The sequence below is a fragment of the Pandoraea sp. PE-S2T-3 genome (assembly GCF_002179965.1).
Classification (GTDB): Bacteria; Pseudomonadota; Gammaproteobacteria; order Burkholderiales; family Burkholderiaceae; genus Pandoraea.
The window spans coordinates 880051-896904 of the sequence record NZ_NGUQ01000037.1 but is presented as its reverse complement, the minus strand read 5'-3'; the positions used below and the strand labels follow the sequence as shown (position 1 = coordinate 896904).

The following is a 16854-nucleotide window of genomic DNA, read 5'->3' as shown; positions in this document are numbered from 1 at the left end:
CTATTGCGAATTCATCTGTGAAGTGATGTCTTCAAAAAAATTGCTAAGCCATTGATGTCATGACAAATTATTTCACTGCGAAGCAAGCTGCCGAGCACTTGGGCGTGTCGTTGCAAACGCTCTACGCCTATGTGAGCCGGGGGCTGCTGCATGCCGAACCGGGCAAGACACATCGCGAACGGCGTTACCGCGTCGTAGACGTTGAGCGACTTGCCGCACAGCGCACGCGCGGACGGAAACCGAAAGAGGTCGCCAAAGCGGCTTTGGACTGGGGCACGCCCGTGCTCGAATCGGCGATCACGTTGATTGAAGACGGCCGCTGCTATTACCGGGGACGTGATGCGCTGACGATGGCGCAAACGGCGACCGTCGAAGCCACGGCAGCGTGGTTATGGCAATGCGGCGAGGCGACGGCGTTTGGTGAGGGTGGCTTGCCAAAGGCGTCCGAATGGCCCGTGTTGACGTTGGAGAGCTACCGGGACCGACGCGCCGAAGCCGCGCTGCTGCCGTGCTTTACCGTTGCCAGTGACGATGCGCCGACGGCGATCTGGCAGCGCGACCCCACACGCGTTGCGCAGGGCAGCGGCGCGCTGTTGCGCTTGATGACGGCATGCCTGTTGGGTACGGCACCAAGCACTGCGCCGATTCACGAGCAGTGTGCAAGCGCCTGGGGGATCGACGATGCCGAGGGCGCTGATCTGATTCGCATGGCGCTCGTGCTGTGCGCCGATCACGAGTTGAATGCGTCGAGTTTCACGGCGCGATGTGTGGCGTCGACCGGCGCCAGTTTGCGTGCATCGGTGATCGCCGGGCTCGCGGCGCTCACCGGCACGCGTCACGGCGGCACGACGGCGCGCAACGAGGCGATGTGGGAGGAGGTCGGCGAAGTCGATATCGCGGCACGCATGGGCGCGCGACTGGCGCGCGGCGAGAAATTGCCCGGCTTCGGCCATCACCTCTATCCGGCAGGTGACGTGCGCGCGAGTGCGATGCTTGCACGCGTGCTGCCCGCGCATCCGGCATGGCAAACCATCATCGACACCGCCGACGCGCTGCTGGGCCAGCGGCCATCGCTCGATTTCGCACTCGTGGCGGTGCGTCGGCATTTGCAACTGCCGCTGGGCGCAGCGTTCGGCCTGTTCGCGTTAGGCCGCACGATCGGCTGGATTGCCCACGCCCTTGAGCAACGCGAGAGCACGCGCCTGATTCGACCCCGCGCGGCTTACGTCGGTGCGCCGCCTTCGCACGGCGACTGACGCCGCATGATCGGCAGCACCGAGATCACTGCGGCACGGACGTGCGCTGACGCTTGAAGATCACCCGGTCGACGGCCCAGACGACTGCCATCGTCGCGCCCATCAGCGGGAACACGCACCCCAGTACCCACATGCTGAGCGTCCAGCCGCGCATGGGCGGACGCGTCTGACTGCGTGACGGTGCCCCCAGCGAGCGCGCGGGACGCCGGATCCACCACATCGCCGCCCCCGTCGCCGCCATCGCAAAAAGCCCCATCGAGATCAGCGCACACAGCCACTGGTTGGCCGCGCCGAAATACCGTCCCATGTGCAGCGAGGTCCCGTACGAGATCGCTTGAGCGACGCCGCCGTAGGCGTCGTAATCGATGTCGTTCAACACTTTTCCGCTGTACTGATCGATGTGCAGCGTGCGCTCCACGCGTGGGTCGGCGGGGAAGTACGACACCGTATAGACGCCGTCGGGGCGTGACGGCACTACAAGGCTGTAGCCGCTGCCGACGCCGTTGCGTGCGGCGATATCGATGACGCGATCGATCGGCAGTGCGCCCTCGGCGCGCAGTTGTGTCGGTGACATGCCCATCGCGCCCATGCCTTCGTGACCCGCATGACCTTCGTGCCCGGCGTGGCCTTCATGGCCCATGGGCGCAGATGTCGGCACGTTCGTATCGCCGACCGCCCACGGCATTTGCGCGAGTGGAAGATCGTCCATCTTCATCGGCCGGGCGGGAATTTGCGAGCGCACCGGTGCTTCGCCCCAAGCGCCGGGCGGCGAGCCCATGCCCGCTTGCGTCGCCAGCGCCTTGAACTGCTTGCCCCACGAGCCCGACCATGGCAGGCCCGTCAGCACGAATGCGAGCCCACCCGCCGCGAGCCACAAGCCCGCAACACCATGCAGATTCCGCAGCAGCGGGCGACCGCGCAACTGCAAGCGAGGACGCAACGCATTGGCCCATGAGGTGCCACCGCGCGGCCACCAGAGCGCGACGCCGGTCGCCAGCATCACGAGTGTCCAGCAGCCGGCGAGCTCCATGAGCAATTCGCCCGGCTTGCCCAGCATGAGCGATCGATGCAACTGACGCACCTGCGCCATCAACCGGTTCTGCACGCTCAGCGTGCCGAGCACAGTGCCCGTGTACGGATTGACGTAGACGCTTTCGCGCTCGCCGCCGGGCAGTTTAAAAATGAATTCCGCACTGCGTGCCGGGTCGCGATTGACCTCCACCGAACTGATTTGCGCGCCCGTTGGCAACGACGCGGCGGCACGTTCCATCAGCGTTTGTTGGGCCAGTTGCGGTGTGTTCTGTGCGGCGACGATCAAACGGTCGTGATACAGCCACGACTCGATTTGCGGCTGGAAGACATACAGCGTGCCGGTGATTGCCAGCACCATGAGCCATGGCATGACGAACAGGCCCGCGTAGAAATGCCAGCGCCAGAGGGTGCGATATTGACCGGCCGCGACGGCCGATTGCGCTTCTCGCGCCGGAGTGTAGGGAACTTGCATGAGTCGATTCCGAGACGATTGTGTGAGCTAACGCCGGTCTGTCGCGCCATGCGGCGACACCGGGCGTAGCAAGGGAACGACGCACCGCCACCGTCATTGGGGGAGGGTCGTTCGGGAGGCAATCTCAGGAAAAGACGGGCGGCGCGCGCGCGGGCGGCGCAAAGGCGAGGCGGGAGGCAGAGGGCGTGACGACGACAGCGGGGCCGGCGCGTGCAATCCACGCGAACGACAGTGCCCCCGTCAGGGCAGGCAGCGTGAGCGGCGGATGATTCGCGAGCAACGAGCAATAGCCGCAAACATCGCCTTGATCGGCGTGTGAAGCGTGCGACTCATGTGTGGCGTGACTGGCCGGGTCGTGATGGGCTGTGCCGGATACGCCGTCGGTTGCCTGCGTACGTGAGAACAGCACAACACTTTGTGTCTTGCCGTCGACCGTACAGAACGCGGCATCGATGGGCCGCTCAGCGGCGGCGCGATGTGCCGCGAGCACCTGACTGATCGCAGGCACGCAGATAGCGAGCCACATGGCGGCGAGGCCGAGCCATGCGCATAAGCGTCTGCGTGAGGTGCGGGTCATCGGACTCGGTCGGGGGCTAGAGGGGTATTGCGCGGCGCCCGACTCCGGGGGCCGCAAGAAGCGTGAATGCTATCACGACACTCAGAGCAAACCTGCGGTCAGCGCCTTGAGCGTGGCCGCGGCGCGCGTGGAGCAATCGAGCTTGCGAAAGATGCTTTCCACGTGCGTGCGCACCGTGCTCGGGCTTAACGCCAACGCGCGCGCGGCCTCCTTGTTGCTCATGCCGGTACTGATCTGGCGCAGCACTTCAACTTCGCGCGGCGAGAGCAGCGAACCGGTCGTCGATGGCGCAGGACGTACCGCTGCCTGACCTTCTTTACCTTCTGCCACGGCGATGACCGCTTGCGCCACCGCCGCGTCGAATTTGCCCGCGCTCGCATCGGCTGTCAGTAAGCGCGCGGCGGCGTCGACCGAATAGGCGGGGCGCCATGGCCGCACCGCACAAAGCGCTTCGAAGGCAACGGTCGTGGCAAGCACGCGAGCCGGCGCGCTCAACGCGTCGCCCGACACGCCCCGGAAGTAGCCATTTCCGTCCAGACGCTCGTAGGCGTGTGAAGCGAGATCGGCCGCCGTTCGCAAGCCCTCGATCTGCTTGGCCGCCCGTGCGCTCCAGTACGGCACCAGACGCACCTGTTCCCACTGATCGGCGGAGAGTTTGCCCGGCGTGTCCCAAAGCCGGTTCGGCAGGGCGGCGCGCCCGATACCGTGCAACAAGGCTGCCGCGTCGAGTTGCGCCTGCACGTCGACGCTCATGCCGAGACACTGTGCGGTACGTGTCGCGAGCCCGGCCACGCGGCGAGAGAAACCCGCCATCCACGGCAATTTGAGCTCGGTGACGTCGGCGAGCAGGCTTAGCGGCACGCGCGCGGTCGATGCCGGGTCGGCGAGTTGCCATGCGGCGGTATCGGGTTCGGCCGCCTCCAGCGCATCGAGCCACTGATCGGCGTGGCGAAGTGCCAGATCCACCAGCTTGCCGGGGTACTTGGCGTCCGCCTGACTGCGCAGGAACGCGTAAGCGTGTTCGCGACCATGCGCCCGCGAGAGGATTTCCAGATCGCTGGCGACGTTGACGATGAAGACGGTAGATGGGATGGCATCGCCAAGGCGCCCGGCTGGCATGCCCTTGCCGTCGAAGCGTTCGAATATCTGGCGCAAGGCGTCGACCACCGGCGCGGGCATGCCAAGCGTGACCGCCACGTCGCCCGAAATCTCGCAATGGATCAATGCCAACGGCACGATCAGCGATTGCGTGTGGGCACTGAGCGGCGGCAGCGTCTGCGCCATCATCGCTTCGCGCGAAGCGACATCGTCGCCGAGCAGTTCGGCAAACCCGCTCGCGTTGGCCGTGCAGCCGGACCAGCGCAGCAGCGCTGTTGCCCGTGCGTCGTTCTGTGCCGCTGTCGTGTCGCCCGAGGCGTCGGCCAGCCAACCGGCCAGACAGGCGGCGCGGCGCGAGTGGTCCGTTGAACGGCCCATGCTCAGGTCGCCGATGAAGGCGAGCGCGAGAACGGCATCGGTGAGTCCCGCGGTGCTCGAAGACATGATTTGTGAGTGGGGGCAGGCGAGGTGGCGGGGGAGAAGGCAGGGGCGTGGCGACGTTGCTCGCATCGGACAATCGTCCGATACCGGGCGGACCGCCGCGCGACGACACTGGCAACCAGTCGAGCCAACGTCGTGGTTCGTTCCCCTGATCAAAGGAGTTTTCGATGAAACGCCATTCTATCGCAGCCCTCTTGCTGAGCACCGGCCTGATGGGCCTCGCAGGTGTCGTCGTCCCGGCCAGCGCTGCCGAGACCCAACCGTCCGTCGTGATCGTGCACGGCGCGTTCGCCGACGGTTCGGACTGGGCCAAGGTCGTTGCCCTGTTGCAGGACAAGGGCGTCAAGGTCACCGCCGTACAGAACCCGCTCGATTCGCTGGCGGGCGACGTTGCCGCCGCCACGCGCGCCATCGACAATCAACCGGGCAAAGTCGTGCTGGTCGGCCATTCGTGGGGCGGCGCCGTGATTACCGAGGCAGGCAAAGACGCCAAGGTGGCAAGCCTCGTCTACGTCGCGGCATTCGCACCGGACGCCGGGGAGTCCGTCGCCACGCTGGGTGAGACGCTGCCCAAGGCGCCGGGCACCGACCACATTACGGCCGATGCCAGCGGCTGGCTCAGCCTGCCCCCGGCGGACGTGGCGCAATACTTCGCGCAGGACGTGCCGGTCAAACAAGCGAACGTCATGGCTGCCACGCAGGGGCCGATCAAGGCGACGGCATTCGGCGAAAAGGTGAGCGTCGCGTCGTGGCATCAGAAGCCGTCGTGGTTCGTCATCAGCCAGAACGATCGCATGATCGCGCCTGATGCGCAGCGCGCCATGGCCAAGCGTATCGGGGCGAAGGTGACGGAGGTGCCGTCCAGTCACGTGCCGCAGCAATCGCGTCCCGCCGATGTGGCCAAGGTCATTCTCGACGCCGTGGCCTCCGTGAAGTAAGCCGCCAGACGGGCTTTTTTGAATTCGTATGTGTCGTCGGTAACGGCAGATACATTCGGACATAAATGGCCCGGCGGGGCCGGATATAACTCTGATCAGGCGTCCGGGACGCATCCCGATGGCCCTTTCCGGGGGCTCTCCCGAACGATGCGCCGGACGCCCCCGACACCCAACTCAGAGAGGACATCACTCATGTCGAATCCGGTCAACCTTCGCCGTCGTCGCATTCTCGGTACCACCCTCGCGGGCATGACGCTCGCCGACCTCGGTCTCAGCAATCTGGCCCGCGCACAAACGCCGTCGCTTTCCGGCGCGCTGGCGGGCGGGCACACCTCGTTCGACGCCATTCGTCAGATCGACGCCGGTGATCTGAACGTCGGCTATGCCGAAGCGGGTCCGAAGGATGGCAAGGTGGTGATTCTGCTGCACGGTTGGCCGTACGACATCTACAGCTATGTGGACGTTGCCCCGTTGCTGGCGGCGGCCGGCTATCGCGTGATCGTGCCGTACCTGCGGGGTTACGGTTCCACGCGTCTGCTGTCGGCGGCGACACCGCGCAACGGTCAGCAGGCGGTCGTCGCGGCAGACGTCATTGCCCTCATGGACGCGCTGAAAATCGATCAGGCCGTGCTTGGCGGTTACGACTGGGGCGCGCGCACGGCCAATATCGTTGCTGCGATCTGGCCCGAGCGTGTGAAGGCGCTGGTGTCCGTGAGCGGTTATCTGATCGGCAGCCAGGAGGCCAATCGCCAGCCGTTGCCGCCACAGGCCGAACTGCAATGGTGGTACCAGTACTACTTCGCCACCGAGCGTGGTGCCAAGGGCTATGCGGAGAACACCGACGCATTCAACAAGCTGATCTGGCAGACGGCATCGCCGCAGTGGCATTTCGACGATGCAACCTATGCGCGTTCGGCGGCGTCGTTCCGCAACCCCGACCACGTCGCGATCGTGATCCACAACTACCGGTGGCGGCTGGGGCTGGCGAAGGGCGAGGCGCGTTTTGATGCGCTCGAGCAACGTCTGGCAGGCGCGCCGGTCATCACCGTGCCGACGATCACGCTGGAAGGCGAGGCCAATGGCGCACCGCATCCGCCGCCCGCCGCTTACGCCAAGAAGTTCACCGGCAAGTACCTGCACCGCGATATTGGCAATGGCGTGGGCCATAACTTGCCGCAGGAAGCGCCCAAAGCCTTTGCCGACGCCATTCTGGAGGTCGTGACGCTCTGATCGGCGTGATGTGACCGGTGGTTGCATCCGAATGGGGATCCGGCACGTATGTATGGGCATCCACACCATGCCCCGACGACCATGCCCGATCTCCAACTCTCCAGTCGATCCCGGCGGCGGCAGTCCGACGCGAAGGTGCTATATTTCCGGAAACCAACACGTCACGGCGATTCCGTTCGCCCTCACGACATGACTGACATACCAGGTACCACTGGACGGCCAGGCGATGTCGAGACGTCCCGCGCCGGGGCGTCTGACCCACAAGATGTGCGGCGCGAGCACCTGAACCAGACGCTGTTAAAGGTCGGGCAGGGCAGTCAGGAGGCGTTCGGCGAGTTGTACAAGCTGACGTCGTCCCACCTGTTTGGCGTGATCCTGCGCATGGTTCGCGAGCAGGCAGAAGCCGAAGACATGCTTCAGGACGTGTTCGTCACCGTCTGGCGACGCGCCGACGCGTATGACGCGACCCGTGGCAACGCGATGACTTGGCTGATCGCCCTGGCGCGCAACCGGACGATCGACCGTCTGCGCCAACACCGCGAGGCCGCGCTCGATGACGAGCAGGCCATCGAAATTCCCGACGACAACCCCAGCCCCGCAGCCCTTGCCGAAGCGAGCGAAGATCGCCAGCGGCTGGAGGCGTGCATGGAAAAGCTCGAGGGCAAGCAACGCGCCGCCGTGCGCGAGGCCTTTTTCAGCGGTGCAACGTATAGCGAACTGGCGGCGCATCTGAGCGTGCCGCTCGGCACGTTGAAAAGCTGGATTCGCCGCAGTCTGATGCAGTTGAAAGTGTGCCTCGAACAATGAATACGCCGATCAACCGCGATGACGAAGTGCGCTGCGCAGAGTACGCGCTGGGTGTTCTCGACCTGGACGAGCGCCGTGCGCTGGAGCAGGCCGCAAACGCCGACCCGCAACTGCAAGCGGTGCTGGAGCGCTGGCAGCAATACTTTGCGCCCCTCGTCGAAGACTTGCCGCCGCAAGCGGTGCCGCCGCGTGTCTGGCTGCGTATCCGGAGCGATCTGGGCTTCCGCATCGATCAGGCCGCCAATCAAACCGTCAATCAAAGCACTAATCGACCGGCCAGCGAAAGCTGGTGGAACAACCTGGCGCTCTGGCGCTGGGTGGGTGCCGGTGCGAGCGTTGCGGCACTGGCATTGCTGGCGGTGAATCTGACGACCCATGTCGGCCCGCAAGCCCCGAGCGCGACGGTGGCCAGCACCTATATGGTGGCGACGCTGGCGCGTGCCGATGGCGTGGCGCACTGGACGGCAACCGTCGACGTCCAGAACGCCCGCATGGTGGTGGTACCCGCCGACAAGCCGGCCATCGCCGCCGACCGCGCGACCGAACTCTGGCTGATTCCGCCGAACGCGAAACCGATTCCGCTGGGCGTCTTCGCGTCAGATCAACCGGCGTCCATGGCGCTGCCGCCGGCCATCCTCGCGCAGATCGACACGAAGGCGGTCTTCGCCGTCTCGATCGAGCCACCGGGCGGATCACCGACCGGCCAGCCGACCGGTCCGGTGGTGGCGACCGGCGCGATCCATCCGGCTTGATGCCGGGTGGGGCCGCCGGTGGCTGCCGTCAGGTTTGCCACTGCTGCAACGCGAAATCGTTGCGAATGAGTTTGCCGTTCAGCAGGAAGCGTTTGACCCCGTCGAGAATCTGAATTCCCGAGGCGGGCAGGGGATCGGCCGGATAGTTGGAGATCGGATGCGAGATCCGGATCGCGTCCTCCGCGATGCCGCTCGTTTGCTTGTGGAAGTTGAAATACGCCTGCGGGTCGCGGTCGATATCGGCGAGCGCAGCACGCCGGGCGCGGTTCCACGCGGCGGGCAACTGCGGTGCGCGAGCCAGCACGTCGTTCGACGCTACGATGACTGACGACCCCAGCAACTCCGGGTGGTCGTTGGCGCGGTCGATCACTGGATAGCCTGCCGCGGCCAGTGTCGGCCCGAGATCCGATTGCGCCGCATACGCCCCCAATGAGCCGTGTTCCAGCGCTGCACCGGCGTCGCGGCCGAGCATGTGAACCACGCGCGTGCGCCCCGTGAGGCCTGCGCCATCGAGCACACCGAGCAGATACCGGTGGATGTAAGAGCCCAGCGGCACGCCGATTGACTTGCCTTCCAGTTCCTTGATGCTCTTGACGCCACCGCGCGGTGTCAGCAGCCAACTCGCCAGCCCGATTTCCTCAAAGCCGATCAGGCGCCCCTTGAGCCCCTGTGAGCGTGCGACGACCGCAGGCGTGTCGCCGTAGATGCCCACGTCTAGCGTGCCAGAGAAGAACGCTTCGTTGAGATCGGGGCCGTTCTGGAACATGTCGAACCGCACTTCCGTGAAGCCGAGCGGGGCCAGTTCGCGCAGCAAGTAACCGCGTGAGAGCGCATACCCGGTGGGTGCCGCCGGCGCCCGTGCCGGGCCGATCACGCCGAAGCGCAGCGTCTTGCCGTTGTTGGTCGCGGCGCGTGCGGTACCGCCAGCGAGCAGCAGGCCACTGGCGAGCGCGCCTTTGAGCAGGGCGCGACGCGTGGTGGAGACCGCCTCGTGGGCGGTCAGATCATCGGTTTGCGAGTCCGTCAGCAAGACCGGGGAGAGCTTGTTTTGCGTCATCAATGTGCCTTCGTCAACAGAACATAACTGGCGTCGAGCGCCGCCGTAGAGCGCCGCCCCGGCCCCCAGCCGACCGCATCGCGGTAGCTGCCCCACAGCGACTCTTTCAGCACGCTCGCCTCGTCGGCCGTGATGTGCCGGTCGGCGTGGGCGGCGACAAACAGCGCGTCTTCCGGGCAATACAGTTCGCACATGAAGCACGTCTGGCAGTCGTCGGGCCGGGCAATTTGCGGAATACCGTCCTTCACCGCGTCGAACACGTTCGTCGGGCAGGCGCGCACGCAGATGTTGCAGCCGGTGCAGCGCGCTTCGTTCACGATTTCGATCATGCGAACACTCCGTCGTTTTCCGGGGTGAGAACCGCTGACTTCACCGCTTGCCGGCGCACCCAGATGTCATCGAGACCGCCGCTGATGAGGCGGTGATGCTGGCCGTCGTCGGTGGCGGCATAGTCGACGCGGCGATGCATGCCGCGCGTCTCGGTGCGTTGCTGCGCCGAGCGGTACATCCAGCGCGCCGTCGCCACCATGGCTGCGGCCTCGCGGGCGCGCACGGCTTCGGCCGCCGTTTGCGCCGGGGCACTCGCGCGCAGTTGTGCCCACAGCGTGTCGAGCCGCCCGAGCGAGTCTTCGAGCCCGTCGGCACTGCGCCACCAATTGCGCTCATACGGGAACACTTCGTCTTGCACCGCTTTCACGATGTGCTCGCTGTCGATGCGGGCATGCGCCGAGGTGGTTTGAAGGGCAACGGTGCCCGCGTGATACAGCGTGCCCGGGGTCGCGTCGCGATTCGCCCGGGCGTGACCGGCGGCACCGGCCCCTGCCCAGAAGCCCGACGACATTGCCCATGCCGCGTTGTGACTGCCGCCCCCGGTAAAGCCGCCGCAAATCAGTTCGCGCGTGGCCGCGTCGCCTGCGGCATAGAGCCCGGCCACGGAGGTGGCGCAGTCGTTGCCCGTGACGTTCAAGCCACCCGTGCCGCGCACGGTGCCTTCCAATCGCAAGGTCACCGGGAAATGCTGAGTGAAAGGATCGATACCCAGCCGGTCGAAAGGCAGGAAGAAGTTGGGCTGGGCGGTGCGCATCCACGCACGAATTTGTTCGTCGGCCAGATCGAGGCAACCGAACACCTTGCGGGTCTGAAGCTCGCGGGCGATGACACCACGCCCGCGTGCCGAGCCCGCACCGTCGATCTTCACGCCGTCTTCGTCGTAGAACGTCGCCCACTTGTAGAACATCGACTTGGTGACCGACGCGAACGCCGGCCCGAGCCCGTAGGCGTTCGAGAATTCCATGCCGGAGAGCTCGGCCCCGGCTTCGGCGGCCATCAGTTGGCCATCGCCGGTGAGGACGTTGCAGCCCAGCGCCCGGCTCAGGAACGCACAGCCGCCAGTGGCGATGACGACGGCGCCAGCGCGAACGCGCCACGTCTCGCCGGTCTGACGGTTCACGCCCGCCGCGCCCGCGACGGCGCCGTCATCGTTCACATGCAGTTCGAGGGCAGGGCTGTGATCGAGAATGCGCGCACCGGCTTCCTTCACGCGCTTGCGCATCAGACGCATGTACTCCGGTCCCTGTACCGAGGTGCGTTGTTCTTCGCCGAATTCATCGACCGGAAACGGATAACCCCATTGCGCCAGTTGCTGAACATTGGTCCATGTCTGTTCAAGCACGCGGTCCATCCAGACGGATTCGGCCAGTTGCCCGCCCATCTCGAAGCGGCTCGCCTTGGCCCGTTCGCGGGCGTCACCCGTCGGCGGCACATACCAAACCGCGGTCCCTGACGGTGCTGTCGCCCCGGACGTGCCGCAATAGCCCTTGTCGGCCAGCACCACGCGCGCCCCGTTGGCCGCCGCGCTGATGGCGGCCCACGTCCCGGCGGGGCCGCCGCCAATCACCAGCACGTCGGCGTCGAGACGCTTGCCGACGAAGGCATCGGACACCGCATTTGCGGGTTTTCTCACCTGCGCATTGGTTTCACTCATTGGCACCACCTCCTGATGATCACTATTCGAAACGCAGGACGGCACCCGTCCCGCATGAATTTCCATATGCCGATTCGTCACTTGGCGGGCGTGCGAAACGGGGTAATGTGGTCAATTCCCCGCATCACCGACCCTCTCTCTCTATCAGCCAGTGGCGACATGGAAGCACCCGCACCCGACGCACTTGATACGCCCCTCACGACCGACCCTCACGCTGCACCGGGCTACGCCAATGCCGGTCAGCGAATTGCCCTTCAGGCGGCAAGCCATTTGCCGTTGCAGTCGAGCGGGCGCGACCTGACGGCGCAACAGCGCGACATCGTCTGGACCGCGTTTCGCAACAACGCCGGCCTGCGCAACTGGCCTGACGACGTGCTCGAAGCGCTTGTCTGCGCGGGCCATCTGCGGACCTATCCCGATGGCACGCTCATCTACGGCGCGGGCGAGGCCTGCCCGGACATTCACGTCATCCTCAGCGGCGTGCTCGAATGGGAGTGGTCGAGCCCCGAGGGCGGACGTGCTGTTGAAGACTTCATCCCGCCCGGCGAGGTCGCCAACTTCATTGCCGTCCTGACCGGCGAAACCTCAGTCCACAATCAGCGGGCGCGGGGTCTTACGCGGCTGTTTCATATCCCTGCCCATGTGCTCAATGCACAACTGGCGCGCAACCCGGCGCTCACGGCCACGTTGCTGCGCCTGATTGCCGGCCGTGCGCGCGGGCTGCATGACCGTCTGGGGCGCCATAGCCTGACCCCGTTCCGAGCGCGTCTTGCTTATCAGTTGCTCGCGCTGGCCAAGCGCTACGGCGTGCCCGAGACGGCCGATACCCACGGCGCGGCTGGCGGTATCGCGCTCAGCCTGCGGTTGTCGCAGGAAGACCTCGCGGCACTGCTGATGGCCTCGCGCCAGTACCTCAATCGCGAATTCCGCTGGTTTCTGGACCGGCACATCGTGCGGATTCGGTACGGCCGCGTCACGCTGCTCGATCTGGCGCAACTGCGCGCCATCAGTGAGGGCGTCGATGAAGGTCATTCTGGGCGCGATGACGCGTAACGATCTGTCACCAAGCCGACAGTCCTTCGCGTGATTTCTGCTACGCAAAGCACCGATTCGACTTTGCGGTGGCCATGAGCGACCGATGGGCCGGGGCGGCCGAATGGTGCGGGCAAAGGGCTCACGGCTTATGCCTGAGCGCCATAACCTTGTCTGATTTGCTTCGTTGACCGCGACAGCGCGGGGCCGCTACTTTCGGGCTTCTCTGCACACATCCCGCACGCCCTTGAGGACGCCCTCCGCCATGCGTTTTGCCCATTCCTTCCTGCACACGCTGCACAAGCTCGCGCCTTCGCATCTGATCCAACGTTTCAAACCGTCCGGTTTTCGTCGACACGCGCTACGCCTGTTGTTGGTGGGCCTGTCGTTTGCCACCGCAGTGCCTGCGGCGCACGCGGAAGGCCGTATCCGTATTGCCGAGCAATTCGGTATCGTCTATCTGTTGCTCAATGTGGTACGCGATCAGCAGCTCATCGAGCAGGAGGGCCGCAAGCTGGGCGTGGACGTCAAGGTCGACTGGGCGAAGCTTTCGGGCGGGGCCGCCATCAACGACGCTTTGCTCTCGGGCGCGATCGATATCGCTGGGGCCGGTGTCGGGCCGCTCATCACCGTCTGGGACCGGACGTATGGCCGCCAGAACGTGAAGGGCGTGGCGTCGCTGGGCAGCCTGCCGTACTACCTCATCAGCAACAATCCGAAGGTGCGCACGATCGCCGACTTCACCGAGAAGGACCGCATCGCGCTGCCCGCCGTGAGCGTCTCGGTCCAGTCGCGCGTGCTGCAATACGCGGCAGCCAAACAATGGGGCGACGGGGCATTCGACCGGCTCGACAAGCTCACGCAGACCATGGCGCATCCTGATGCTGCCGCCGCGATCATTGCGGGCGGCACCGAGATCACGGGCCACTTCGGCACACCGCCGTTTCAGGAACAGGAACTGGCCGCCAACCCGAACGCCCACATCGTGCTCGATTCGTACGAGGTGCTCGGCGGCCCGAGTTCGGCCACGGTGCTCTACACGACCGAGAAATACCGCAACGACAACCCCAAGACGTATCGCGCCTTCGTGCTCGCGCTCGCCCGGGCGGCGGACTTCGTCAAACACCAGCCCGAGGCCGCCGCCGATATCTACATCCGGGTGAATCAGGCGAAGACCGACAAGAAGCTGCTGGTGAGCATCATCAAAGACCCGAAGGTCGACTTCTCGATCACGCCGCAAAACACGCTGGGACTGGCGCAGTTCATGCAACGCGTGGGTGCCGTGCGTCACAAGCCGGCGTCGTGGCGTGACTACTTCTTCGCAGAACCCGCGCTGGGGCAAGGGAGCTGAGATGGCGGCGGTGCTTGAGGTCAGTGGCCTCGATATCGAGTTTCGCAGCCATGGGCGGCGTGTGCAGGCCGTGAGCGATGTGTCGTTCGATGTCCATGACGGCGATCGCTTCGTGCTGCTCGGGCCGTCGGGCTGCGGTAAATCGACCTTGCTCAAGACGATTGCCGGGTTTGTGAGCCCGACGCGCGGCGAGATTCGCCTCGACGGGCAGCGCATCGACAAGCCCGGCATCGACCGCATGGTCGTGTTTCAGGAGTTCGATCAACTGGCGCCGTGGAAGACGGTCGTGCAGAACGTCATGTTTCCGTTGCGCGCGGCGTTGAGGCTTTCCCGGACGGACGCGCGTGAGCGGGCACTGGAGACGCTGGATAAGGTCGGACTCTCGCGCTATGCCAACGCGTTTCCGCACACGCTGTCCGGCGGCATGAAGCAGCGCGTGGCGATTGCCCGCGCGCTCGCGGTGCGCCCGCGTGTGCTGCTCATGGACGAACCGTTCGCCGCGCTCGATGCGCTGACCCGCACCCGCATGCAGGAGGAGCTTCTGCGGCTGTGGGACGACACGCGCGTGACGCTTATCTTCGTCACCCATTCCATTGAAGAGGCCCTGATCGTGGGCAACCGTATTGTCTTGCTCGACGCCCAGCCCGGCCGTCTGCGTGCAGAACTCGATGCGGGTGCGTTCGCGCTCGACGACGTGGGCACACCCGCGTTTCAGCGAGCCGCAACCCGCATTCACGATCTGTTGTTCGGCGAGGATGAGCCCGTGCCGCGCCAGTACGCCAAGGAGGCGTTGTGAGCCGGTTGCCCTCCGAAGTCGTCCGCCTGCGGCCCGCGCAGCGTCAGGAGCGCATTTATCCGCGTACACCGCGTCGTGCCAGCACGCGCGAAGCGGTCGTCGAGACGGCGGCTGAGTCGAACGTCTCCGTCGATACCCAGCCGAACCGTTGGGCGATCCCCGTCTCCGTCTGGCGCAAGCTCGCCATCGGCATCGTGTTGATCGTGCTGTGGGAAGTCGCAGCACGTCTGGTCGACAACGATCTGCTCCTGCCGGGGGCGGGCGCCACGGCCCGCGCGTGGTGGGACGGCTGGGTCAGCGGCGAGCTATTGAGCCGTACCGCCGCGTCGCTATGGGTCTTGCTTCGCGGCTATGCGCTAGGGGTGCTTTGCGCCTTCGCACTGACGTCGCTGGCGATGGCCAGCGCGACCGGGCGTGACCTGCTGGCGCTGCTGACCGGCATGTTCAACCCGTTGCCCTCGATTGCGTTGCTGCCGTTGGCACTGCTGTGGTTTGGGCTGGGCACAGGCAGCCTGCTCTTTGTTCTCGTACACGCGGTACTATGGCCGCTGGCGTTGAGCATCTACACAGGTTTCGAGGCGGTTTCGCCGACGCTGCGCATGATCGGGCGCAACTACGGACTCTCCGGATTGCGGCAGGTGGCGTGGATTCTCACCCCGGCGGCATTGCCCTCGGTACTGTCCGGGCTGCGGGTCGGCTGGGCGTTTGCATGGCGCACGCTGATCGCTGCGGAACTGGTGTTCGGTGCGAATACGGGCGGTGGCGGACTGGGGTGGTACATCTACCAGAACCGCAACGAGCTTTATACCGATCGCGTCTTTGCCGGTTTGCTGACGGTGATCGTGATCGGGCTCATCGTCGAGCATCTCGTATTCGACACGCTGGCGCGCGTGACCGTGCGGCGCTGGGGCATGCAGACGGCGTGAAGTGAGCGCCACGCCCGGCGACCGGTAGCGGCACGCGCATCAATTCGACATTTGATTGCCGTCGACGGCAATTTCAAAAGCAGGAGCATCACTCGTGGCAGCGTTTGATATTGACGACGTCGTTACCTCATTGCACGCCGCACGTGTTCGTTGGCGCGAACGGCAGCGGCGTTTTCTCGAACCCGGCGGGCGCGACCTGCCGTCGCGCGAGCGACTCGCCGACGTTGTCGGGTTGCTCAAGGGCGTACTGTTTCCGATGCGGCTCGGCCCGCTCGAACTCCATCAGCAGGGCGAAAACTACTACGTCGGTCATGCGCTTGCCAGTGCACTGAACGGCTTGGCGGAGCAGGTGCGGCTCGAGTGGCGATACAAGGACAGGCACGACACCGACATCGACGCGACGCTGGTGGAAGAGCGCGCCCATGTGGCGGTTCAGGAGTTTGCACGGCGCCTGCCGCAGATTCGCGAACTGCTCGACTGCGACGTGCTGGCGGCCTATCAGGGGGATCCGGCGGCGGGCAGCGTCGACGAGGTACTGCTGTGCTATCCGGGCATTCTCGCGATGATTCACCATCGTCTCGCGCATGAACTGTACCGGCTCGAACTGCCGCTGCTCGCCCGCATCATTGCCGAGCAGGCCCACTCCGAAACAGGCATCGATATTCACCCGGGCGCACAGATCGGCGCGGGTTTCTTCATCGATCACGGCACGGGCGTGGTGATTGGCGAGACGGCCATTCTGGGCCAGCGCGTACGGGTGTATCAGGCGGTGACGCTCGGTGCCAAGCGCTTCCCGGCGGACGACGACGGCAATCCGCGCAAGGGCCTCGCGCGCCACCCGATTGTGGAAGACAACGTCGTCATCTACGCGGGCGCGACGATTCTCGGTCGTGTGACCATCGGTCAGGGTTCGGCCATTGGCGGGAACGTCTGGCTCACGCAAGACGTGCCGCCGTACAGCAACATCACACAGGCCAAGTCGCGCAGCGAAGCCGGTGCGTCGTCGCGGGACGAGAGCGACCGGCTTTAATCCTGTCGTTGCTGCGCATCAACTGACAGAACCAGGCGGCGACGCCACGTTGTGGCACGTCGCCCCCGGTTCCTC

16 protein-coding genes are annotated in these 16854 nt (G+C 65.4%); 10 read left to right on the top strand and 6 right to left on the bottom strand.

Going from position 1 to position 16854, the window contains the following annotated elements:
• Positions 1-59: 59 nt before the first annotated feature.
• Entirely contained in the window at positions 60-1256 is a 1197-nt protein-coding gene (locus CDV46_RS26025; RefSeq protein WP_087725955.1) for a citrate synthase family protein, read from the top strand.
• A 25-nt stretch (positions 1257-1281) separates the two neighbouring features.
• On the opposite strand, the gene CDV46_RS26020 is transcribed toward CDV46_RS26025, so the two are convergent.
• The 3 genes from CDV46_RS26020 to CDV46_RS26010 all read right to left on the bottom strand — a co-directional run bounded on the left by CDV46_RS26020 (position 1282) and on the right by CDV46_RS26010 (position 4879).
• Positions 1282-2760 carry a PepSY-associated TM helix domain-containing protein gene (locus CDV46_RS26020; RefSeq protein WP_087725953.1) on the bottom strand — a complete coding sequence of 493 codons (1479 nt, stop codon included), beginning with the start codon at positions 2758-2760 and terminating at the stop codon, positions 1282-1284.
• A 124-nt stretch (positions 2761-2884) separates the two neighbouring features.
• Positions 2885-3337: a DUF2946 domain-containing protein gene (locus CDV46_RS26015; protein ID WP_087725952.1), complete on the bottom strand. Its 453-nt coding sequence runs from the start codon at positions 3335-3337 to the stop codon at positions 2885-2887.
• A gap of 81 nt (positions 3338-3418) precedes the next feature.
• Positions 3419-4879, bottom strand: a complete 1461-nt coding sequence (locus tag CDV46_RS26010; protein WP_087725949.1) for an HD domain-containing phosphohydrolase — start codon at positions 4877-4879, stop codon at positions 3419-3421.
• Positions 4880-5043: 164 nt separating this feature from the next.
• Between CDV46_RS26010 and CDV46_RS26005 the strand changes: the two genes are divergently transcribed.
• The 4 genes from CDV46_RS26005 to CDV46_RS25990 all read left to right on the top strand — a co-directional run bounded on the left by CDV46_RS26005 (position 5044) and on the right by CDV46_RS25990 (position 8603).
• Positions 5044-5814 carry an alpha/beta fold hydrolase gene (locus CDV46_RS26005; RefSeq protein WP_087725947.1) on the top strand — a complete coding sequence of 257 codons (771 nt, stop codon included), beginning with the start codon at positions 5044-5046 and terminating at the stop codon, positions 5812-5814.
• Positions 5815-6006: 192 nt separating this feature from the next.
• Positions 6007-7044 carry an alpha/beta fold hydrolase gene (locus CDV46_RS26000; protein WP_087688955.1) on the top strand — a complete coding sequence of 346 codons (1038 nt, stop codon included), beginning with the start codon at positions 6007-6009 and terminating at the stop codon, positions 7042-7044.
• Positions 7045-7233: 189 nt separating this feature from the next.
• On the top strand, positions 7234-7851 hold the full coding sequence (locus CDV46_RS25995) for a sigma-70 family RNA polymerase sigma factor (RefSeq protein ID WP_087725946.1): 618 nt from the start codon (positions 7234-7236) through the stop codon (positions 7849-7851).
• Positions 7848-8603 (top strand): anti-sigma factor, encoded by a 756-nt coding sequence (locus CDV46_RS25990; protein ID WP_087725944.1) that lies wholly within the window; start codon positions 7848-7850, stop codon positions 8601-8603. The genes CDV46_RS25995 and CDV46_RS25990 overlap by 4 nt, the downstream gene beginning before the upstream one ends.
• Positions 8604-8631: 28 nt before the next feature.
• On the opposite strand, the gene CDV46_RS25985 is transcribed toward CDV46_RS25990, so the two are convergent.
• From CDV46_RS25985 to CDV46_RS25975, 3 genes are read right to left on the bottom strand one after another with little or no spacing between them, the layout of a single operon-like run.
• On the bottom strand, positions 8632-9660 hold the full coding sequence (locus tag CDV46_RS25985; RefSeq protein WP_140413488.1) for an ABC transporter substrate-binding protein: 1029 nt from the start codon (positions 9658-9660) through the stop codon (positions 8632-8634).
• Complete coding sequence (locus CDV46_RS25980) at positions 9660-9989, bottom strand: 4Fe-4S dicluster domain-containing protein (protein WP_087688952.1); 330 nt, start codon at positions 9987-9989, stop codon at positions 9660-9662. Before CDV46_RS25980 ends, CDV46_RS25985 begins: the two co-directional genes overlap by 1 nt.
• A complete protein-coding gene (locus tag CDV46_RS25975) occupies positions 9986-11644 on the bottom strand; it encodes an FAD-dependent oxidoreductase (RefSeq protein WP_087725942.1) in 1659 nt (552 codons plus the stop codon). Before CDV46_RS25975 ends, CDV46_RS25980 begins: the two co-directional genes overlap by 4 nt.
• A gap of 159 nt (positions 11645-11803) precedes the next feature.
• Here CDV46_RS25975 and CDV46_RS25970 point away from each other — a divergent pair, with 159 nt between their 5' ends.
• The 5 genes from CDV46_RS25970 (at position 11804) to epsC (ending at position 16779) form a co-directional block, all read left to right on the top strand.
• Positions 11804-12697 (top strand): Crp/Fnr family transcriptional regulator, encoded by an 894-nt coding sequence (locus CDV46_RS25970; protein WP_176399204.1) that lies wholly within the window; start codon positions 11804-11806, stop codon positions 12695-12697.
• 298 nt (positions 12698-12995) lie between these two features.
• The gene (locus CDV46_RS25965; protein WP_441339365.1) at positions 12996-14027 is read left to right on the top strand and encodes an ABC transporter substrate-binding protein; all 1032 of its coding nucleotides are present in this window, start codon (positions 12996-12998) and stop codon (positions 14025-14027) included.
• A gap of 1 nt (position 14028) precedes the next feature.
• Positions 14029-14823: an ABC transporter ATP-binding protein gene (locus CDV46_RS25960; RefSeq protein WP_087725936.1), complete on the top strand. Its 795-nt coding sequence runs from the start codon at positions 14029-14031 to the stop codon at positions 14821-14823.
• A 53-nt stretch (positions 14824-14876) separates the two neighbouring features.
• The gene (locus CDV46_RS25955) at positions 14877-15749 is read left to right on the top strand and encodes an ABC transporter permease (protein ID WP_087689113.1); all 873 of its coding nucleotides are present in this window, start codon (positions 14877-14879) and stop codon (positions 15747-15749) included.
• 94 nt (positions 15750-15843) lie between these two features.
• On the top strand, positions 15844-16779 hold the full coding sequence (gene epsC, locus CDV46_RS25950) for a serine O-acetyltransferase EpsC (RefSeq protein WP_087725933.1): 936 nt from the start codon (positions 15844-15846) through the stop codon (positions 16777-16779).
• Positions 16780-16854: the final 75 nt, after the last annotated feature.